The following is a 20,570-nucleotide window of genomic DNA, read 5'->3' as shown; positions in this document are numbered from 1 at the left end:
CCCAATTTCTTCAATGATGACCGCTCCCTGGCGCGCCGCGCCGACTCACTGTTGAGATACCAGCAAAGCGTCACTTTGATGACTGAATTCGGGCTTCACGCCAAGCAGCGGCGCCGCGCGGCGCACGATATTCCCAGCCATTGGGCCGGCGTTGAGGCCGGAGGTGGCGGCGTTCCCCGGGCGCTCGGGCTTCGGCTCGTCGATGACGACGAACACCACATAATCCGGGTCGTTGGCCGGAAAACCGGCGATGAAGGTGTTGAAGCGAACATCGTTGGCGTAGCGTCCGTTGACGACCTTCTCGGCGGTGCCTGTCTTGGTGCCGACGAAGTAGCCGGGCACCTCGGCGCGGCGGCCCGAACCCTTCTCTGTGTTGTAACGGAACAGATAGCGTACCAGCTCGCTCGTCCTCGGCGAGATCACCTGCTCGGCGATGGCGTTCGCCTCTTGCTCGCTGCGCGGCAGGAAGGTCGGCGGAATGAGCTTGCCGCCGTTCAGCATGGCCGCCGCCGCCATCGCCGTCTGCAGCGGCGTCGTTGCAACGCCGTGGCCGAAGGAGATGGTGACGGAATTGATCTTCTTCCACACGGAAGGCTCGGTCGGCCGCGCCACTTCCGGCAGTTCGGTCTGCACGCGGTCGAGCAGGCCGATCCGCTTCAGGAAGGCGCGGTGACCCTCGATGCCCACCACGTCGGCCATCTTGGCCGTGCCGATGTTGGACGAGTAGATGAAGATTTCCGGCACGGTGAGCACGCGTCGCTTGCCGTGGAAATCGTTGATCGTGTGGCCCCCGATGCGCAGCGGCTTGGTGGCGTCGAACCGGTCGCTGATGCCCACCAGGCCCGAATCGAGCGCCATGGAGGTGGTGAACAGCTTGAACGTCGAGCCCATCTCGTAGACGCCGGCCGACATGCGGTTGAGCCGGTCCTTCTCGAGCGCGTTGAACGGGTTGTTGGGGTCGTAGTCCGGCAGCGACGCCATGCCGATCACTTCGCCCGTGCGCGCGTTGAGCATCACGGCACCGGCCGCGATGGCGTTGTAGCGTTCCATGGCGCTTGCCAGTTCGTCGCGGATGATGTGCTGGACGCGCAGGTCGATCGACAAGCGCACCGGCTCCATATGGCCGGCCACCGCCAGCCCGGTCGCCTGCAGGTCGGCGAGCCCCTGATCGTCGACGAATTTCTCGATGCCGGCGATGCCCTTGTTGTCGATGTTGACCAGGCCGAGAATATGCGAGGCCGTCGGGCCGCCCGGATAGAAGCGGCGCTTCTCCGTGCGAAAACCCAGCCCCGGAATGCCGAGCGCCAGGATGTCGGCCTGCTGGCGCGGCGAAAGCTGGCGCCGGAGCCAGACGAAACCGGCATCGCTGTCGAGCCGGCGATAGGCCTGCTGGTAGTTCAGGTCGGGCAGCACCGTCGACAGCTTTTCGATCGCCTCGTCGATGTCGACGATGCGCCGCGGCTCGGCAAAGAGCGACGCGGTCTTGATGTCGGTGGCCAGCACCTCGCCATTGCGGTCGACCAGGTCGGGTCGCGAAGCGGTGACGCGCGCCGCCGGCAGGCTCGCCACCGGTTCGTCCTGCACCGCCAGCATGACCAGCCGTCCGCCGATCGCCGCATAGATGCCGAAAATCACCGCCATCGCCATCACGACACGGTTTTGCGCCCGTCCGCCGCGCGCCTTGCGCGCGCCATCCATGATGATGGTCGCAGCGCCCGCCCGTACGGCGGAGGAACCTGTCTCGTCGCGATATCCGCTCGCCTCGTTCATGGCTTCACCGCTCCCGTAACGGTCTCGTCGGGCTGGTTCCCGGCATCGGCCATGTTCGTCATCAGCCCTTCGATGGTCAGCGGCCGCTGCGGCAGGTCGCGGAACTCGGCAATCTGCGGCGCCTCGACCGGCTTCAGCGCCAACTCGTCCTGATAGGTCTCGGCCAGTCGCTGCAGGCGGGCCGGCTGCGTCAGCAGGCTCCAATCGGCGCGCAGGATGTCGATCGTGTCTTCCTCGAGCTGGGCCTGCGTCTCGATCTTGCGCAGCTGCTCATACTTCGCCTCGGCGTCGTGCTTGGTCTTGTAGGTGAACGCCGCCGCCGCCAGCATGACGGTGATGAGGACAATATCGCTGGTTCGAAACATCAGATCGCCCCTACCTTTCCAGAACGCCATGCGGCCGCGGAAACCGCGACAAGCCGACAAGTGCAAAATCCGTTTCGCCGGCCGGTGCGCCGGTGCGCACGGCCAGGCGCAGCCTGGCGGAACGCGCGCGCGGATTGCGCGCCGCTTCCTCGTTACTCGGAGAGATCGATTTCGCCGGCTTCTCGAAGATCGCCGCCACATCGGCGACCTCGGGCAAATGGCGCGATCCGCCCTGCCCGCCGGCACGCTCGCTCATGAAGCGCTTGACGATGCGGTCCTCCAGCGAATGAAATGTCACCACCACCAGACGGCCGCCCGGCTTCAGGATGCGCTCGGCGGCAAACAGCGCCCGCGCCAGTTCGCCAAGCTCGTCATTGACGAAGATGCGCAAGCCCTGAAAGACGCGCGTGGCAGGGTGGATCTTCTCCTGCGGCCGGCGTCCGACGATCTTCTCGACGGCGTTGGCCAGGTCGAGCGTCGTCTCGAACGGCTTCTCGGCCCGCATGCGTTCCAGTCCGCGGGCGATGCGCCCGGCCTGCCGCTCCTCGCCCAGGATGCCGAAGATGCGCGCCAGATCGCCGGCTTTCATCGTGTTGACCACATCGGCGGCGCTCAAGCCCTTGCCTTCCATGCGCATGTCGAGCGGCCCGCTCCTCTGGAACGAAAAGCCGCGCACCGCCTCGTCGATCTGCATCGAGGAGACGCCGATATCGAGCACGACGCCGTCGACCGGATCGCCGGCCACCGCATCGAGATTGGAAAACCGGTCCTCGACCAGCCGCAATTGACCGCCCCAGCGCCCGGCAAGCGCTTGGCCGGCGGCGATCGCCGTCGGGTCGCGATCGATGGCGATGACGGAAGCGCCCGCTTCGAGCATCGCGGTCGTATAACCGCCGGCGCCGAACGTCCCGTCGACGAACACCTGTCCGTCGAGCGGAGAGAGCGCCGCCAGCACTTCGTCGAGAAGAACCGGAATGTGGCGGGCCGGTCCGCCACCGGTCGTGCTTGCGCCGCCGGGGCCCGCCATCATTCCGACTGTCCGGCGGTCACGCCGGAACCGGCCGACTGTCCGGCGGTCACGCCGGAACCGGCCGCCTGCCGAAGTTTCAAGAGCCGCGCCCGCACTTCCTGCCCGTGGGCCTTGAGGCGCTCCGGCTCCCAGATCTGAAAGAACAGGCCGCGCCCGACGAACGCCACATCCGTCGTGATGCCCGTGTGCTCGCGCAGGAAATCCGTCACTGTGATGCGCCCGTCCTGATCCAGCTTCAGGAACGTGCCATCGCCATGCACGAAGAACGACATGTCGTCCGCTGTCTGCAGAAACGGATCCTCCTGGGCGATCCGCTCCTCGTAGCGATCGAGCAGGTCGAGCCCGCCCACATCCATTGCCGGAATATCCAGGGCCCGCAGAGCGTAGAGCTCCGTGAAACCACGCTTCTGCACGACTGAGCGGAAATGCGCCGGAACGGAAACCCGTCCCTTCGAATCGATCCTGTTGACTGCGTTCGACAGAAACCGGTCCATGACGCGCCGCGGCCGACTGGCCCATACCCCTCTGCATCTCTTCAATCGCCGCTGAACACGGCTCCTCGAACACCTGCCCGCTCCCCTGCAAGGGTGAATTCAACCCGCCGCGCCGACCCCGAACCGAGGGCGACACGGAGAGAACCCGAACTCCGACTGCAACGAAACGCTGATTTGATCTATGGGGTACCATGGGCGAATATGGGCGTCAACGGGATTAAGCCTCACAAGCGCCTGCACTGAAAGCCGATCCCGGCTTTCGTCAGGCCATCGGCATTTATCGTGCATTAAGGCTAACGAAGCGTTAGGAAGGCCGGTGGGGCGGGCCTCATCTCGGCGCCTGCCCGGTAGCAACAGCCGCATTGAGGACAAGATGCCCGACCACCCAGATCATCCGTCTCCGATGTCTTCGCGCGCAGCCCGGCTGGCGCATCTGCACACGCCCGGTCTCGCCAAGGGCGATCCACTGGCGCCGCCGCTGGTGCTGAGCTCCGTCTTCCACCTGCCCGGAGACCCTGCCGGCGCGCGCCAGTACGGGCGCTATGACAACCCGACCTGGGAGGCGCTGGAAACAGCGCTCGCCCATCTGGAAGACGCCGAAACGGTGATTTTCCCCTCCGGCATGGCGGCGATCACGGCGGTCCTGTTCCCGCTGCTGAAATCGGGCGATCGGATCCTGCTGCCCGCCGACGGCTACTACACGCCGCGCGTCCTGGCGCAGCGTTTCCTGTCCGGTCTCGGCATCGAATTCGACACGCGGCCGACGGCCGGCTATCTCGACGGAGGCTTTGACGGCTACCGGCTGGTTCTCGTCGAGACGCCTTCCAATCCGGGGCTTGATGTCTGCGATATTCGCGCGGTGGCCGATGCCGCCCACGCGGCAGGCGCGCTGGTGGTTGCCGACAACACCACCATGACCCCTTTCGGCCAGCGCCCGCTCGACCTGGGCGCCGACATCGTGCTCGCCGCCGATACCAAGGCGCCGAACGGCCATTCGGACGTGCTGTTCGGCCATGCCGCCAGCCGCGACGCCGGGATCGTCGCCACCTTGCGCGAATGGCGAAAGCTGTCGGGCGCCATTCCGGGACCGTTCGAGACGTGGCTGATGCATCGCGGGCTGGAAACACTGGAACTGCGCTTCGACCGCATGTGCCGCTCGGCCGAGACCGTCGCCACCCGGCTCGCCGGCCATCCGGCGGTGCAGGAGGTGCGCTATCCCGGCCTGCCGTCCGATCCCTCGCACGCATTGGCCAGGGAGCAGATGCTGCGCTTCGGCTCGTTGATCGGCGTGACCCTGGCGTCGGAAAGGCAGGCAGAGGCATTCATCGAGGCCTGCCCGCTGATCGAGGCCGCCACCTCCTTCGGCGGCGTGCACAGTTCCGCCGAACGGCGCGCCCGCTGGGGCGACGCCGTGGCGTCGGGCTTCGTCCGCCTGTCGGTCGGCTGCGAACCCACGGAGGAATTGTGGCGGGCCATCGAAACGACCCTGAGCGAAGCGCGCCGAACCTGATTCACGGTCCGGACGAGTTGAATCGTTTGCGGCGAAAACCGCCGCAAACCATTGAAACAAAAGCGCCAGCCGGTCTGTAAGCCGGGTTCTGTATGGCAACGCCGCCCGAAAGCGGCGCCACGTGACGGCCATTCCTCTGGGACCGATGTTGCCATCGGCCTCAAGCGACCTACCCGGACGGTCGGGCCGGAAAATGCCCTGAGGGTTGCCCCTCGCGCCGTCCCTATTCGGTCTTGCTCCCGGTGGGGTTTACCGTGCCGTCCCCGTTACCGGAGACGCGGTGGGCTCTTACCCCACCCTTTCACCCTTGCCCCGCCAGCATTTCGGTTCCCGTCATCGCGCTTCATCACGCTGTGGCGAACGAACCGAAAAACAGGCGGGGCGGTCTGCTTTCTGTGGCACTTTCCCTGGGGTTTCCCCCGCCGGACGTTATCCGGCACCGTCTTTCCGTGGAGCCCGGACTTTCCTCACGAACAACCTTTCGGCTCCTGTCCGTGCGGCCGTCCGACCGGCTGGCAGGGCGTATAAAGGGTTTCGCGCGGCAAAACGCAACTCAAAACAGACGCATGCCGCGCGAAACCCTTCGCATCCCGGGCTTGGTGGTGCGATCCTGACAGATGGTACCCATCTGTTTCGGTCAGACCATTACGGCGCCGCGCATCCAATTGGATGCGCAAAGGACGCTGTAAGACTTTGAAATGATGCATGTTCTCTATCATTCAAATGCATCCATTTGAATGCGACATGCATTAGCGCCCGAGAATCCGCTTCACCTTCGCGCAGTAGCGTGAGGAAATCGGGTTCATGCGCTTGGCGCCGTGGCCCGCATTGTACTTCAGGATCGTGCCGCAGGTGGTGCCGCCGCCCAGCTTGTGCGCCTGGGCGAGATACTTCATGCCGTACTTGATGTTGGTGTCGGGGTGGTACAGTCCCTTAGCCGAGCCGCGATAGCCCATCATGCGCGCCGTCGACGGCTTGATCTGCATCAGGCCGATCTCGCCGGCGGAACCGCGAGCGTTGACGCGATAGTTGCTCTCGACACTGACGACGGCGCTGGCGAGCGAAACCGGAACGCCATAGGCCGAGGCGTATTGCGCGATGATCGTCTGGTAAGAGCCGCCGCCCTTGGCCTTGCCGGCCGACGGCTTTTGCCGGACTGCGGTCTTGACGGCCTTCTTGGTGGTGACCGAGGATGTCGTTGTGCGATCGACGTTGCGCGGCTTGACCGCCGAGTTCCCCTGGCCGCCGCGGATTATATCGCGCAACAGGTTGGGAGATTCCTTGGCACCGTCCTCGCCTGCCTTCTGGGCGGCCTTCTTGGCAGAGAAGACTGCGATCTCATGGGCATAGTCAGGAGTTTCTTCGGCGTGAGACAATGACGTGGAGACACCGGCAACGAGCGCTGCCGCGAGTAGGATTTTGATTTTCATTTCGACCCGTAGATTTATGCCGTGGCGATCTTGCCCGACGGTTGTTTGGCATTAGCGAAGCCCGGAGCAACGCCCCTCGGCTTCAACGCGGCTTGGTCTTTCGCAGGGGAAGACGAGCCAAAAATGGCGTATCAATTCAAATATTGTGAACAGTCGAAATAATCCGCAAATACAAGACCGCAGGTGCCATCAGCCAAAAGAGGTATGATTGTCGAGGCCGTCCGTTAATCTGCGCAATGTCTCGCAGCTCGACAGATCAGCCAGGCCATCGATGCGCGCGCGCCGGAAATGTCTTTGAAATTCCTGTACGACGATCCGCGTTGCATTGTCATAGACCCCGGTCTGTTCCAACCCGTAGCCATAACGTGCCAGCATGCGCTGCAGGGCGGCAACCGCCGGACCCCGATCGCCCGGTCCCAATATCCGTCCGGCGGCGATCGGCGCCGGCTCGACAAGATGGCCGAGGCCCGCCGCAGCCAGCACCTCCCAGGGAAACTTCTCGCCCGGATCGATCTTGCGGCCCGGCGCCACGTCCGAGTGGGCCAGCACACGCTGCCGCGCGATGGAATGCCGGCGGCAAATGTCGTTCCCAAGCGCGATGACGGCGGCGATCTGCCGTGGCGGAAAATCGGCAAAGCCGAGAAAATGACCGGGGTTGACGATCTCAATGCCAATGGAAAACGAATTGACGTCATCGATGCCCTGCCATGAGCCGCGGCCGGCATGCCAGGCGCGATCGGCCTCGCGCACCATCTGCACGACCGTCCCGTCCTCATGCACCAGATAGTGGCTCGACACCTCGCTGCGCGGATCGCACAACCACGCCTGCGCGCCTTCGCCGGTTTCCATGCCGGTGTAGTGCAGGATCAGTGCGTTGGGTCGCCGGCCGTCCCGCCGCTCACCGAAATTGGGCGACCGGCACACCTGCGCCCCGGCGAAATCGGCCGTGAAGAGGCCGCTCGCCTCGGGCCTCGTCACGCACGCACCCTCGCCTTTTCGATCCGGTCGAACGCCACGTTGATCGCCGCGATACGCGTGTTGGCGATCGCCAGGAATTCCTCCGGCACGCCCCGCGCGATCAGCCGGTCGGGATGATTTTCCAGAACCAGCCGGCGGTAGCGTTTCTTGATCGCGTCGAACGGCGTGTCGTGCCCGACGCCGAGCACCAGATAGGGATCGCCGTCGCCGCGAATGGCATGCCGCGACAGGATTTGCTCGAAATAATCCTCGCCGATATGAAAGATTTCCGCCACGCGCTGCAGGAACGCCGTTTCATGCTCGTGGATCACACCGTCGGCCTTGGCGATGTGAAACAGCGCGTCGAGAATGTCTTCAAGAACCAGGCAGTTGGGGCCGCCCGAGCCGCACAGGCCGGCCATCTGCTGTGCATAGGCCTCGAAGCCCGCCACATCCTGCTGCGCCAGATTGTAAAGGCGCTGCACGTTGGCGCGCTCATTGTTGGGCACGGAGAAAATCTCGTGAAACGCCTGCACCTCGTCCGGCGTCACCACCCCGTCCGCCTTGGCCATCTTCGCCGACAGCGCGATGATGGCGATGGAGAAAGCGACGCGCCGACGCAATTGCGGATCGCCTTCGAAAACCGTTCGTATGGCTTCCACAAAGGCGGACAGTGCATCGCCGGGCGCACGAGTGATGAAATCTGCTATGCGGGCCCAAAAAGTCATGCCGCCTTTTAACGGCAAATGTCGGCAATTTCGAGTGGGAGTTTCGACGCAGCGATGGCCGGGCGGGATTTTTTTCCCACCCGGCGCATCATATTCGATCAACCCGCCCTAGCGGGTTTCAGCCCGTGCTGTAACGCCTACTGGCTCGTCGTGCCATCCTGGTTCTGCTGCATCGTGCCCTCCGGCTCCGGCGCTGCCGATGGCGTTTCCAGCGGAGCCGTGTCCTGCTGCGTGGGTTCGACGCTCTGCGTCGTCGTGTTGTCGCCTTCACTGCATGCGGCAAGCCCAAGAAGGGCAAGGCCGGAAATGGCGGCGGTCAAATACATCTTCATTTCCACTCTCCATAGAAATCCGCGTCTCACGAAGCGCGTCAATCAACGCCTCGCTGGCATTAATGCGCCGGAGAGGTGCGGGTTGCGTCACAATGGATAACTGAGCGTAACAATGCGAAGACAGGCGGCAACTGGCGTAGAGTTCAAAGGCTCGTCGCGCTGCGCGCCGCCTGGTCGTACTGGCCGGAGATCGCCCGCATCACCGCGGCGATGCTTGAAAGGGCCGCCTCGTCGAGACCGAGCCGCTTGGTGCTGGCGATCAGCAGCGCCTCGCGCACCTCATGATAGCGCTCGCAGGCTGCAACGCCCTCGGCGGTGGTCCTGACGGTCTTCTCCTTGCCGCGCCGCCCGGTCTTCACCAGGCCCAGCGCCGCCAGCTTCTTGATGGCGTAGGAGACGACATGCACGTCCTCGATCGAGAACATCATGCACAATTCCGACAATGTCTTCTCGCGGTTGCGATGATTGACCGCATGCAGAAGATGGACCGCCACCGGCTGCAGGCCCGGCACGCCGGCCGCTGCCATGCAGCGCACCATCCAGCGCTCGAACGAATGGTTCATCACCGTCATGGCGAACTCGATCTCCGACAGCGCCGGCATGGCGCCGGCGGCCAGATGAGCGGCCGAGACGACCGGGCCAATCTTCCGTTCGGCAGTCGACATATTCACCTCGCGAGCATGGTTTGCGGCAGCCACAACGCCAGTTGCGGGAACAGGACGATCAGCACCACCGCGACGATCATCATCAGGAAGAATGGCAGCGTCATCGCCGCCACCTTGAGAATGTTGTGGCCGGTCAGCCCCTGGATGACGAACAGGTTGAAGCCCACCGGCGGCGTGATCTGGCTCATCTCGACCACCAGCACCAGATAGATGCCGAACCAGATGATGTCGAGCCCTGCCGCCTCGACCATCGGCAGGATCACCGACGCCGTCAGGACGACGATGGAAATCCCGTCGAGGAAACAGCCGAGCACGACGAAGAACAGCGTCAGCGCCGCCAGCAGCGCATAAGGAGAGAACCCTTGCTCGGCGATGAACAGCGCCAGGGCGCGCGGGATGCCCGTATAGCCCATCGCCACCGTCAGGACGGAGGCGCCGGCCAGAATCAGGATGATCATGCACGAGGTGCGCGACGCGTTGCGCAACGCCTCCAGGAAGGTCGCCCGGCTCAGCGTCCCGCTCAACCAGGACAACAGCAGCGACAGCGCCACGCCGACCACCGCCGCCTCCGTCGGCGAGGCGAACCCGCCATAGATCGAGCCGATGACGCCGGCGATCAGCGCCAGGATCGGAAACAGCCGCCGCGTCTGCCACAGCCTTTCCAGATAGGGCACGCGCGGGTCAGGCTCGGGCATGCGCCGGCGATTGATCAGCGCCCAGACCGCCGTATAGCCCATGAACAGGACCGCCAGCATCACGCCCGGCAGAATGCCGGCGATGAAAAGCCGGGCGATCGATTGCTCGGTCGCCGCCCCGTAGACGATCAGGATGATCGACGGCGGGATCAGCAGGCCGAGCGTGCCGGAGCCGGCCAGAGAGCCGATCGCCATGCGCTCGTCATAGCCGCGCCGGCGCAGTTCCGGCAGCGACATGCGTCCGATGGTGGCCGTCGTCGCCGCCGATGATCCCGACACCGCGGCGACGATGGCGCAGCCCAGAATGTTGACATGCAGGAGTCGTCCCGGCAGCCGCCGCATCCAGGGCGCCAATCCGGCGAACATGTCCTCGGCCAGTCGGGTGCGAAACAGGATTTCGCCCATCCAGATGAACATCGGCAAGGCGACGAGATCCCAGGAATTGATCGACCCCCAGACGGTCGTCGCCATCACCGCGCCGGGCGGCACCGACACCATCAGGAAGATCGCCGTCAGGCCGGCCACCATCAGCGCCAGCGCCACCCACAGGCCGGCGGCCAGCAAGACCAGCAGAACGACACCGAGGATGAGCGAAATCGATGCCAGTTCCATCAAAGCTCCTCCACCACGACGTCCTCATGGCCCGCATAGGAAGGCGCACGGGCGCGGATCACCGCGCAGAGATCGTCGATCAGCGCGATGGTGAACACGCCGATGCCGGCCGCCATCATGGCCTGTGGTATCCACAGGGGAATGGCGATGATGCCGAACGACAGTTCATTGAAGCGGTGGCTGTCGGCCGCCAGTTTCGCCGCGTAGAAAAAGAAGAAGCCCGACAGGGCGGTCGCCACCGTCAGAACGGCGATCTCGGCCAGCCGGCGCGCCGTGCCCGACAGCATGCCGATGGCCAGCGTGACGCGGATCTGCACGCCGCCGCGCAGGGAGCCGGCCAGCGCCAGGAACGAGGCCGCCACCAGCAGGAAGCCGGCGATCTCGGCCAGCGACGGCACGAGAAACCCGTAGGGCGGCTGGCCCAGGAGGGTCAGCACCGTGTCGGCGACGCGGCCCAGCACCTGCGCCAGAACCAGGAGCGCGATCAGGCACAGCGCCACCATCGCCAGGCCTTCGGCCGCGCCATACAGCCAATCGAGGCATTTTCGCATCGTCTTCTCTCCGCATCGACGTTCGCACCGTCCACACGCGATGCGGACGGACAGGGATGGCCGGACGGCGGCATGCCGCCCGGATACCGGTCAAGGCGGTCAGTTGTTGTAGGCGTCGAGCACGGCCTTGCCGGCATCGCCTGCATTGGCGGCCCATTCCTCGGCCATCGTCGCGCCGAAAGCGGCAAGTCCCGCTTTCAGCTCCGGGCTCGGCGCGGTGACGGTGATGCCATTGTCCTTCAGATCCTGGGTCTTCTCTTCGGTCTCTTTGACAGAAGCCTCCCAGCCGCGCGTTTCGGCGGCAGCGGCCGCCTCAAGCACCGCTTTCTGCTGGTCCTCCGGCAGCGCGTCGAAAGCGGCCTTGTTGACGAACACCATGTTGCGCGGCAGCCAGGCCTGGGCGTCGGAATAATGCGACAGGAAATCCCAGACTTTCGAGTTGGCACCCGTGGATGGCGAGGTGATCATCGCCTCGACGCGGCCGGTGGCGAAGGCGGTCGGCAGGTCCGGCACCTCGACCTGCGTCGGCAGGGCGCCGGCCAGCTGCGCCAGCCTTTCGGTCGCCGCATTGTAGGCGCGCATCTTCAGGCCCTTGAGGTCATCGACCGCGCCGATCTCCTTCTTGGTGTAGATGCCCTGCGGCGGCCACGGCACGGAGAACAGAAGCTGCAGTCCCTGCTCTTCCAGCTTCGCCGAAAGCGCATCCTTCGACGCGTCGTAAAGCTTGCGCGCATCGTCATAGCTGGTCGCCAGGAAGGGGATTGAATCGGCCTCGTAGACAGGATCTTCGTTCGAGAGGCGCGAGCCGAGGATTTCACCGATCTGCGCCAGGCCCTGACGCACGGCGTTCTTGATGTCGGGATGCTTGAACAGGGAGCCGTTGGAATGAACCGTGATCTGCAGCCCGTCATCGGTGGCGCTCTTCACCTCATCGGCGAACTGGACAATGTTCTGCGTGTGGAAATTGGTGTCGCCATACGGCACCGGCATGTCCCATTTGGTCTGTGCCCAGGCGCTTGTCGAAAACCCGATCGCCCCACCAACGATTGCAGTGGCGACGAATGCGGTTCGCGTCAGATGATGCATGTGAACTCTCCCATTGATTGAGCGGTCGGCGAGGTTCCCGTCTCGCCGCGCTGATGGCAGATTTGCACATCCGGATAATATGTCAACAAATTATTGACGTTTTATCACGGACGTGTTTTTCATCTTGCCTGGCTTACAGCATTTTGCAGTCAGGTGGAATCACCTGACGTCCGCATAAATGCGGAAAAACAAGAGGATAGAGCGTCCTTGTGCGTCCAGAGGGACGCATGGCGCTCCAGAGGGAACAACCGATGACGGCTGGCAAATGGGATTTCTGGATCGACCGCGGCGGCACCTTCACCGATATCATCGGCCGCGATCCGGGCGGGCGCCTGCACGCGCGCAAACTGCTCTCGGACAATCCGGAATCCTACGCTGACGCCGGCATTCAGGGCATTCGCGACCTGCTCGCCGTAGCCCCCGGCGCCGCCATTCCCTCGGCGCTGATCGGCGATGTGAAGATGGGCACCACGGTCGCCACCAATGCGCTTCTGGAACGCAAGGGCGACCGCGTCCTGCTGCTTATCACAAAAGGGTTCCGCGATGCGCTGAAGATCGCCTACCAGGCCCGGCCCGACATCTTCGCCAAGGAGATCATCCTTCCCGAACAGCTCTATGAGCGCGTCATCGAGGTGCCCGAGCGCCTGCGCGTCGACGGCACGGTCGAGACGGCGCTCGATCTCGACGCCGTCAAGGACGAGATCGAAGCCGCGAAGGCCGCCGGCATCGACGCTGCGGCCGTCGTCTTCATGCATGCGTGGAAATATCCCGAGCATGAAAAAGCCGCCGCAAGCCTTTGCCGTGACTCCGGTTTCTCCCAGGTTTCCGTCAGCCACGAGACCTCGCCGCTGATCAAGCTTGTCGGTCGGGGCGACACCACCGTGGTCGACGCCTATCTGTCGCCGATCCTGGCGCGCTATGTGAGCCGTATCGCCAAAGAGCTGGGCGTCGGCGCCGACGGCCGGGCGCCGGGCCTCAAATTCATGATGTCGTCGGGCGGTCTCACCGCCGCCGACAAGTTCCAGGGCAAGGATGCGATCCTTTCGGGCCCCGCCGGCGGGGTGGTGGGCATGGTCGAGACGGCGCGGCTTGCCGGTTTCGACAAGGTCATCGGTTTCGACATGGGCGGCACATCGACCGACGTCACCCATTACGACGGCGAGTATGAGCGCGCCTTCGACACGGAGGTCGCCGGCGTGCGCATCCGCGCGCCGATGATGCGCATTCACACGGTCGCCGCCGGCGGCGGTTCGCTCCTGCACTATGAGGATGAGCGCCTGAAAGTCGGCCCGGATTCGGCCGGCGCCAATCCCGGTCCAACCTGCTACCGGCGCGGCGGCCCGCTCGCCATTACCGACGCCAACGTCATGCTCGGCAAGCTGCAACCCGATTTCTTCCCGGCCATTTTCGGCCCCGGCCAGGACGAGACGCTCGACGTCGAAACGGTTCGCCAACGCTTTACAGCACTTGCCCAGGAGATCGGCGGTGGCCGCCCGCCCGAGGCGGTGGCGGAGGGGTTCGTCACCATAGCCGTCGAGAACATGGCCAATGCGGTAAAGAAGATTTCCGTCCAGCGCGGCTATGACGTGACCGGCTATCTGCTCAACTGCTTTGGCGGCGCGGGCGGACAGCACGCCTGTCTCGTCGCCGACGCGCTCGGCATGGAAGCGGTGCTGATCCACCCCATGTCCGGCCTTCTCTCGGCCTACGGCATCGGCCTCGCCACCGTCTTCGCCTCGCGCCAGCAGGCGCTGCTGAAACCCTTCGAGGACGGGTCGCTCGACGCCATCGGCGCCTTGGCCGACACGCTGCGCGCCGACGTCGCCGCGGAACTCGCCGACCAGGGCATAGCCGGCGACCGCATCGCCTGGCGCATCAAGCTGGAAATCCGCTATGACGGCACCGACACGACGCTGCCCGTCACCTTCGACGGGTCCGTGACCGAGGCCAGGGCCGCGTTCGAGGCGGCGCACAAGGCGCAGTTCGGCTTCGTCTACGACGACAAGCCGATGGTCGTCGAGGCCGTCAGCGTCGAAGGGCTCGACGCGCGCGAGACCGGCCCCGACGAGCCGGAACAGGCTACCAGCGAACAAGCCCCCGCCCCCGCCGACACCCGTCAGATTTTCTGCGATGGAGCATGGCGACCGGCCGGCGTGTTCCGCCGCGAAAACCTTGCCCCCGGCAACCACATCGCCGGCCCGGCCCTGATCATCGAAGCCAACCAGACCATCGTCGTCGAGCCCGGCTGGCGGGCCGAAGTGACCGCCCGCGACCACGTCCTGATGCGCCGCATCGAGAAGAAGGCGCGCACGGCAGCACTCGGCACGGAAGCCGACCCGGTGATGCTGGAGGTCTTCAACAATCTGTTCATGTCGATCGCCGAGCAGATGGGGGTGACGCTGCAGAACACCGCCTATTCGGTCAACATCAAGGAGCGCCTGGATTTCTCCTGCGCCGTCTTCGACCGCCATGGCGCTCTGGTCGCCAACGCGCCGCACATGCCGGTCCATCTCGGCTCCATGGATCGTTCGGTCGAAACCGTCATCCGCCTCAACAAGGGAAACATCCGCCCCGGCGACGTCTTCGCGCTCAACGCGCCTTACAATGGCGGCACCCACCTGCCCGACATCACCGTCGTCACCCCGGTCTTCGATGATGCCGGCGAAACGATCCTGTTCTACACCGCCTCGCGCGGCCACCATGCCGATGTCGGCGGCACCGCTCCCGGATCGATGACGCCGCTGGCGACGACCGTCGACGAGGAAGGCGTGCTGTTCGACAATTTCCGCCTTGTCGAGCGCGGCAAGTTCCGCGAGCGGGAGTTGCACACCCTGCTCACCGACCACCCCTGGCCGGCACGCAACCCGCACCAGAACATCGCCGATCTGAAGGCGCAGATCGCCGCAAACGAGAAGGGCGTTGCCGAGCTCAGGAAGATGATCGCCCAGTTCGGCCTGGAGGTCGTCGAGGCCTATATGGGCCATGTGCAGGACAACGCCGCCGAAAGCGTGCGGCGCGTGCTGGAACGCCTGCCCGATACGTCGCAGTACGAATATCCCACCGACAGCGGCCAGGTGATCAGGGTGAAGATCACCGTCGACCGGGACAAGCGTCAGGCGACCGTCGACTTCACCGGCACCTCGCCGGTCGAGAAGAACAATTTCAACGCGCCCGAACCCGTCGCCCGCGCCGCCGTCCTCTACGCGTTCCGCGTCATGGTCGAGGGCGCGATCCCGATGAATGCCGGCTGCCTCCGGCCGATCGACATCATCATTCCGGAGGGCTGCATGCTGCGGCCGTCCTATCCGGCCGCCGTCGTCGCCGGCAATGTGGAGACCTCGCAGCACGTCACCAACGCCCTGTTCGGCGCCATGAGGGCGATCGCCAACAGCCAGGGCACGATGAACAATCTGACCTTCGGCAACAACGAGTACCAGTATTACGAAACCATCTGCTCCGGCTCACCCGCCGGCCACATGAATGACGGGCGCGGTTTCGACGGCGCGTCGGGCGTTCACACCCACATGACCAATTCGCGGCTCACCGACCCGGAAATCCTCGAACTGCGCTTCCCCGTCCTGCTGGAGGATTTCCATATCCGCAAGGGTTCCGGCGGCAAGGGAAAATGGACGGCCGGCGACGGCACGAAACGCACCATCCGTTTCCTCGAAACCCTGGAATGCGCCATCCTGTCCTCGCACCGCACCCAGCCGCCGCGCGGGCTTGAGGGCGGCGCGGACGGCCAGATGGGACGGACGGAGGTGCGCCGGCTGGATGGACGGATCGAGACCCTGAAGGGCAGCGACCAGACGGTGGTCCAGGCGGGCGAAGCGGTGATCGTGACAACACCCACCGCCGGTGGCTTCGGCAAAGTCTGAGGCAGCGGCGATTGGCATCGAGCGGTCAGGCATGGATCCTCGGGCCCCGACCCGAGGATCCATGCCGCAACAGCGACATCACGCCAGCGGTGAACACGTCACCACCACCGCCACCATCATGCGAGCCTATGCAGCCAGCATCTCTTCCATCCGCGCGTAGCTCGCCTCCATGCCGTGCTCCATGCCGGTCGCCAGCATGGCGCTGCGCGTCGCCGCATCAGGCAGCGTCATGCGCACGGTCATCAACGTCCCCTCGCCGTCCTTCTCGAACCGCGTCTCGATGTGATTGTCCGGCGTCGGGTCCGGCAGATGCATCCGTTCCACATGGACGATGCGGCTATGGGGTTCCAGCGCGATGTATTCGCCGGTCAGATAAAACCCGCCGCCCTTGCCGTCGGACCACTCGAAGCGGATCTTTCCGCCGGGCCTGGTCTCATTGACGCACACCGGCATGGACCATCCATCGGGCCCGGTCATCCATTTCTGCACGATCGCCGGCTCGGTATGCGCGCGATAGACGGCCTCCGGCGAGGCTGCAAAACGGCGCGTGACGACCACATGGGTGTCGCCTTCGGTTTTCAGGATAAGCTTACTCACGTCTTGGTCCCTTCTTCGTTCTCTTTCATTTCGGCAAGAACCGTGTCCAGCCGGTCGTAATTCCGTTCCAGCGCCTGTCTCAACATGTCCAGCCATCGATCGATCTCGCTGATCGCCGAGGGCGCCAGGCTGCAGGGGCGTTTCGTGCCTTCGATGCGCCGCGTGATCAGCCCGGCCGTCTCGAGCACCTTCAAATGTCGCGAGATGGCCGGCTGCGTCATGTCGAAGGGCTTGGCCAGATCCAGAACGGTCGCCTCCCCCTGCGTCAGCCGGGCAAGAATTGCCCGTCGGGTCGGGTCGGCCAGGGCCGAGAAGGCGGCATCCAGAGTCTGCATCGGTCCAAATCCTTATATGATTTATATGTTATATAACGATCTAATTATATACAAGAGCCGCGAGAGACTTTTTTTGAAGATTGCCAGCGGAGGCCCGACCGCTTGTCACAGCCCTGTCGCAACAATGTCATCGCACCGTAACCGGCGCCCTGTAGCCGGTCACAATGTCATTCGATGGGACTCGCGCCATGACCGACCTCTCCGCAGACATCGCCCTATCCGGAAAACGCGCCATCGGCCGAGCCGTGTATCAGAACCGCGCCCTGTCCAAGGCCGGCCTGTCCGAGCGGCTTTTCGCCCTGCTCTTTTCCGGTCTCGTCTATCCGCAGATCTGGGAGGATCCGGAGGTCGACATGGCGGCGATGGAGCTGGACGAGACCCACCGCATCGTCACCATCGCCTCGGGCGGCTGCAACGTGCTGGCCTACCTCACCCGCCAGCCGGCGAGGATCGACGCGGTCGACCTGAACACGGCGCATGTGGCGCTCAACCGGCTGAAGCTGGCCGCCTTTCAGACGCTGCCGTCGCATGCCGATCTGCTGCGCTTTTTCGGCGTCGCCGGCAACCGCGCCAATGGCGAAGCCTACAAGCGCTTCATCGCCCCGAAGCTCGACGCGCAATCGCGCCGCCATTGGGAAAAGCGCGGGCTTCTCGGCCGGGCGCGCATCACCGCCTTCAACGGCAATTTCTACAAGAAGGGCCTGCTCGGCTTCTTCATCGCCGCAAGCCACGCGGTGGCCCGCCTCTATGGCGTGAACCCGGCCGAGATCATGAAAGCCCGGTCGATGCGCGAGCAGCGCGTCTTCTTCGAGGATCACCTGCGCCCGCTGTTCGACAAAAGCCTGGTCCGCTGGGCCACCTCGCGCAAGGCGTCGCTGTTCGGCCTCGGCATCCCGCCCGCCCAGTACGATTCCCTCATCACCGCCGGCAACGGAACCATGGCCGATGTCTTGTCGAGCCGCCTCGAAAAGCTTGCCTGTCATTTCCCGTTGAAGGAAAACTACTTCGCCTGGCAGGCCTTCGCCCGCCGCTATCCGGCCCCCGACGAGGCGGCCCTGCCCGCCTATCTCGAGCAGAAGAATTTCGCTGCTCTCAAGGCCGCCGCCGATCGCGTCACCGTGCATCACGCCAATCTGGTCGACATGCTGCGCGCCAAGCCGGCACACAGCGTCGACCGCTACGTGCTGCTCGACGCGCAGGACTGGATGAATGACGAGCAGCTCAACACGCTGTGGAGCGAGATCACCCGCACCGCCGCCCCCGGCGCCCGCGTCATCTTCCGCACCGCCGCCGCCCCGACCCTCTTGCCCGGTCGCGTGTCGAAACGGATCCTCGACCAGTGGACCTACGAGAAGATCCGCTCACGCGAATTGTCCGCCAGCGACCGTTCGGCCATCTATGGCGGCTTCCACCTCTATGTGAAATCCGCCTGATGACCATGGCCGCGGAGACATCCGGCCACGCCCGGCTGATGGACGGCGTCTACCGCCGCCAGCGCCACATCTATGACCTGACGCGCAAGTTCTACCTGCTAGGCCGCGACGGGCTGATCGCCGGCCTCGCCGTGCCCGCCGGCGGCAGCGTGCTCGAGCTTGGCTGCGGCACGGGCCGCAACATCGCGCTTGCCGCCGAGCGGTTTCCGGATGCCCACTTTTACGGCCTCGACATTTCTCGCGAAATGCTGGCGACGGCCCGGCAATGCATGCACCGCGAGCACATTGACGACATCGTCGCCCTGGCCGAGGCCGATGCCTCGGCATTCGATCCGCGGGCGCTGTTCGGAAAGAGCCGGTTCGACCGCGTCTTCATCTCCTATTCCCTGTCGATGATCCCGCCCTGGCGCGAGACCATCGCCGCCGGCCTCGATTGCCTGGCGCCGGGCGGCACGCTGCACATCGTCGATTTCGGCAGGCAGGAACGCCTGCCCTCCTGGTTGCGCGCCGGCTTGCGGCGCTGGCTGGCTGCCTTCCACGTGGCGCCGCGCGACACGCTGCGCGAGGCACTGGAATCGGAATGCGAGAAACGCGGCGCAAGCCTGCGTTTCGATTCTCTTTTTCGTGGTTACGCAGCAAGCGCCGTCATTCGCATGCCCGGTTGAGGCGGTCTCCCGCTACTCCAGCCTGCCCGGCAGTTTGAGCAGCGCCTCGACCAGCGCTTGCGGCTTGTAGCCGAGCTTCGAGGGCGTCAGTCCCATCCGCACCACGACCATCCGCCGCGAAGGGATGATCGTCACCGTCTGCCCGTCATGGCCGATCAGCCAATAGGCGTCGTGCGGCAGGTCGAAGCCGGCATCGGCATGCCGCCCCGCCGGCGTCGTCGCGCGCGGCCCGTGCCGCCAGACATGCCGCCCATATTCGCCTTTCGAGGCCAGTGTCGGCTTGCGCATCCAGTCGACCCAGCCCTCGGGCAGGATCCGCTCACCCTTCCACACGCCATCCTGCAGGAGAAGCTGTCCGAAGCGCGCCCAGTCGCGCGCCGAGGCATAAAGGTTGGAGGAGCCGACATAGGTTCCGCGCGGGTCGGTCTCGAACACCGCGCTGTCCATGCCCAGCGGCTGGAACAGCGCCTCATAGGGCCATGCCAGCGCATCCTGAGGCGCATCGAAACTGTCTTGCCAGAGGCGCGACAGAAGCACGCTCGTACCGCTCGAATAGCTGAACACCTGGCCGATCGGATCGGCCAGCGGCTTGGCCGCAACGAAACCCGGCATGTCGTCCACGAGATAGAGCATCCGCGTGACGTCCGTCACATCGCCGTAATCCTCGTTGAACGCCAGCCCGCTCTCCATCCCGAGCAGGTCGGCAATCGTGATGCCGGCCCGGGCGTCATCCCGCCATTCCGGCATCAGATGGTCGTCCTCGACCGACAGCCTGCCGGCCTTCACCCGCGTGCCGATCAGCGCTGCGGTCACCGTCTTCGTCATCGACCAGCCGGTCAGCGGCTGGGCCTCATTGACGACGCCGTCGCCGAACCGTTCGCCGACGATCCGCCCGTCCTGCACCACCACGACGGCGCGCATGCCCGGACCGGTCAGCGCCTTGTCGTCGAGGATCTCGGCCACCAGCGGGTGCTGCGAAACGTCGATGCGCAAACCGTCAGGCCAGAGCGCGTCGCCACGCGGAGCCGGGTCCGGCAAGTCGACACGCAGGCCCTCGGCCGCCGCAACGTCACCATCGGGAACCCCCACACAGCCCGTGCCGCCGCGAAACACGGCCAATCCCTTGCCGAAAACACCGAACAGCCCCGCATGGACGGTCGCGTCCGTGGGGTCCACCCGCACCCGCATCAGCTTGAGCAGTGGATGTCCCGGAGCCTGCACATCGTCGCGCAGAACCGTTTCCGGCGCCCGCCCGGCGATGAAGACGTTCGAACAGACGGTTTTCGCGGCAAAGCCGGAGCCGAGCCGGATCAGCGCCGGCGGAGCAAAATACAGCCACAATGCCGCGGCAAACACCGCCGCAACCAGCAGTCCGACCACCCATCTGAAAACCGAGAAAACCTTGCGCATCCTGCCTCGTTCACCGACTACAGATCG

Annotated in this window: 19 protein-coding genes and 1 other RNA gene; 4 read left to right on the top strand and 16 right to left on the bottom strand. The window is 64.8% G+C overall.

The window, feature by feature from the left end:
- Positions 1–45: 45 nt before the first annotated feature.
- The 4 genes from AB843_RS17310 to mraZ form a co-directional block, all read right to left on the bottom strand.
- Complete coding sequence (locus AB843_RS17310) at positions 46–1,698, bottom strand: peptidoglycan D,D-transpeptidase FtsI family protein (protein WP_048648180.1); 1,653 nt, start codon at positions 1,696–1,698, stop codon at positions 46–48.
- A 68-nt stretch (positions 1,699–1,766) separates the two neighbouring features.
- Positions 1,767–2,135, bottom strand: coding sequence for a cell division protein FtsL (gene ftsL, locus AB843_RS17305; RefSeq protein ID WP_048648132.1), 369 nt, complete (start codon positions 2,133–2,135; stop codon positions 1,767–1,769).
- 10 nt (positions 2,136–2,145) lie between these two features.
- Positions 2,146–3,165, bottom strand: coding sequence for a 16S rRNA (cytosine(1402)-N(4))-methyltransferase RsmH (rsmH, locus tag AB843_RS17300; RefSeq protein WP_048648131.1), 1,020 nt, complete (start codon positions 3,163–3,165; stop codon positions 2,146–2,148).
- A complete protein-coding gene (gene mraZ, locus AB843_RS17295) occupies positions 3,162–3,659 on the bottom strand; it encodes a division/cell wall cluster transcriptional repressor MraZ (protein ID WP_048648130.1) in 498 nt (165 codons plus the stop codon). Before mraZ ends, rsmH begins: the two co-directional genes overlap by 4 nt.
- A gap of 403 nt (positions 3,660–4,062) precedes the next feature.
- Between mraZ and AB843_RS17290 the strand changes: the two genes are divergently transcribed.
- Positions 4,063–5,169, top strand: a complete 1,107-nt coding sequence (locus AB843_RS17290; RefSeq protein ID WP_048648129.1) for a cystathionine gamma-lyase — start codon at positions 4,063–4,065, stop codon at positions 5,167–5,169.
- A 61-nt stretch (positions 5,170–5,230) separates the two neighbouring features.
- On the opposite strand, the gene rnpB is transcribed toward AB843_RS17290, so the two are convergent.
- The 9 genes from rnpB to AB843_RS17250 form a co-directional block, all read right to left on the bottom strand.
- An RNA gene (gene rnpB, locus AB843_RS24640) (RNase P RNA component class A) lies at positions 5,231–5,685 on the bottom strand.
- 233 nt (positions 5,686–5,918) lie between these two features.
- Positions 5,919–6,599 (bottom strand): lytic transglycosylase domain-containing protein, encoded by a 681-nt coding sequence (locus AB843_RS17285; protein ID WP_048648128.1) that lies wholly within the window; start codon positions 6,597–6,599, stop codon positions 5,919–5,921.
- Positions 6,600–6,788: 189 nt separating this feature from the next.
- Complete coding sequence (locus tag AB843_RS17280) at positions 6,789–7,577, bottom strand: N-acetylmuramoyl-L-alanine amidase (protein ID WP_048648127.1); 789 nt, start codon at positions 7,575–7,577, stop codon at positions 6,789–6,791.
- Positions 7,574–8,284, bottom strand: a complete 711-nt coding sequence (locus AB843_RS17275) for a J domain-containing protein (RefSeq protein ID WP_048648126.1) — start codon at positions 8,282–8,284, stop codon at positions 7,574–7,576. Before AB843_RS17275 ends, AB843_RS17280 begins: the two co-directional genes overlap by 4 nt.
- A 137-nt stretch (positions 8,285–8,421) precedes the next feature.
- Entirely contained in the window at positions 8,422–8,616 is a 195-nt protein-coding gene (locus tag AB843_RS17270) for a hypothetical protein (RefSeq protein WP_048648125.1), read from the bottom strand.
- Between the two features lie 143 nt (positions 8,617–8,759).
- Complete coding sequence (locus AB843_RS17265; RefSeq protein ID WP_048648124.1) at positions 8,760–9,281, bottom strand: winged helix DNA-binding protein; 522 nt, start codon at positions 9,279–9,281, stop codon at positions 8,760–8,762.
- 2 nt (positions 9,282–9,283) lie between these two features.
- Positions 9,284–10,588, bottom strand: coding sequence for a TRAP transporter large permease (locus AB843_RS17260; protein WP_048648123.1), 1,305 nt, complete (start codon positions 10,586–10,588; stop codon positions 9,284–9,286).
- Positions 10,588–11,139, bottom strand: coding sequence for a TRAP transporter small permease (locus AB843_RS17255; RefSeq protein WP_048648122.1), 552 nt, complete (start codon positions 11,137–11,139; stop codon positions 10,588–10,590). Before AB843_RS17255 ends, AB843_RS17260 begins: the two co-directional genes overlap by 1 nt.
- Before the next feature lie 99 nt (positions 11,140–11,238).
- Positions 11,239–12,225, bottom strand: coding sequence for a TRAP transporter substrate-binding protein (locus AB843_RS17250; RefSeq protein ID WP_048648121.1), 987 nt, complete (start codon positions 12,223–12,225; stop codon positions 11,239–11,241).
- 251 nt (positions 12,226–12,476) lie between these two features.
- Between AB843_RS17250 and AB843_RS17245 the strand changes: the two genes are divergently transcribed.
- The gene (locus AB843_RS17245) at positions 12,477–16,103 is read left to right on the top strand and encodes a hydantoinase B/oxoprolinase family protein (protein WP_048648120.1); all 3,627 of its coding nucleotides are present in this window, start codon (positions 12,477–12,479) and stop codon (positions 16,101–16,103) included.
- Between the two features lie 126 nt (positions 16,104–16,229).
- On the opposite strand, the gene AB843_RS17240 is transcribed toward AB843_RS17245, so the two are convergent.
- Both AB843_RS17240 and AB843_RS17235 read right to left on the bottom strand, forming a co-directional pair.
- Positions 16,230–16,700 carry an SRPBCC domain-containing protein gene (locus AB843_RS17240; protein ID WP_048648119.1) on the bottom strand — a complete coding sequence of 157 codons (471 nt, stop codon included), beginning with the start codon at positions 16,698–16,700 and terminating at the stop codon, positions 16,230–16,232.
- Positions 16,697–17,035, bottom strand: a complete 339-nt coding sequence (locus AB843_RS17235) for an ArsR/SmtB family transcription factor (RefSeq protein ID WP_048648118.1) — start codon at positions 17,033–17,035, stop codon at positions 16,697–16,699. Before AB843_RS17235 ends, AB843_RS17240 begins: the two co-directional genes overlap by 4 nt.
- A 188-nt stretch (positions 17,036–17,223) precedes the next feature.
- On the opposite strand from AB843_RS17235, the gene AB843_RS17230 reads away from it, so the two are divergent.
- Complete coding sequence (locus AB843_RS17230) at positions 17,224–18,468, top strand: BtaA family protein (RefSeq protein ID WP_048648117.1); 1,245 nt, start codon at positions 17,224–17,226, stop codon at positions 18,466–18,468.
- Positions 18,468–19,133 (top strand): class I SAM-dependent methyltransferase, encoded by a 666-nt coding sequence (locus AB843_RS17225; protein ID WP_048648116.1) that lies wholly within the window; start codon positions 18,468–18,470, stop codon positions 19,131–19,133. Before AB843_RS17230 ends, AB843_RS17225 begins: the two co-directional genes overlap by 1 nt.
- Positions 19,134–19,145: 12 nt before the next feature.
- Here the strand turns inward: AB843_RS17225 and AB843_RS17220 are convergent, their stop codons facing one another.
- Complete coding sequence (locus tag AB843_RS17220; RefSeq protein ID WP_048648115.1) at positions 19,146–20,543, bottom strand: serine hydrolase domain-containing protein; 1,398 nt, start codon at positions 20,541–20,543, stop codon at positions 19,146–19,148.
- Positions 20,544–20,570 lie beyond the last annotated feature (27 nt).

This window comes from Nitratireductor soli (assembly GCF_001050155.1).
In the GTDB taxonomy this organism is placed as follows: domain Bacteria; phylum Pseudomonadota; class Alphaproteobacteria; order Rhizobiales; family Rhizobiaceae; genus Nitratireductor; species Nitratireductor soli.
Note: the sequence above shows the minus strand (reverse complement) of the source record. Positions and strands in the feature narration are given on the sequence as shown.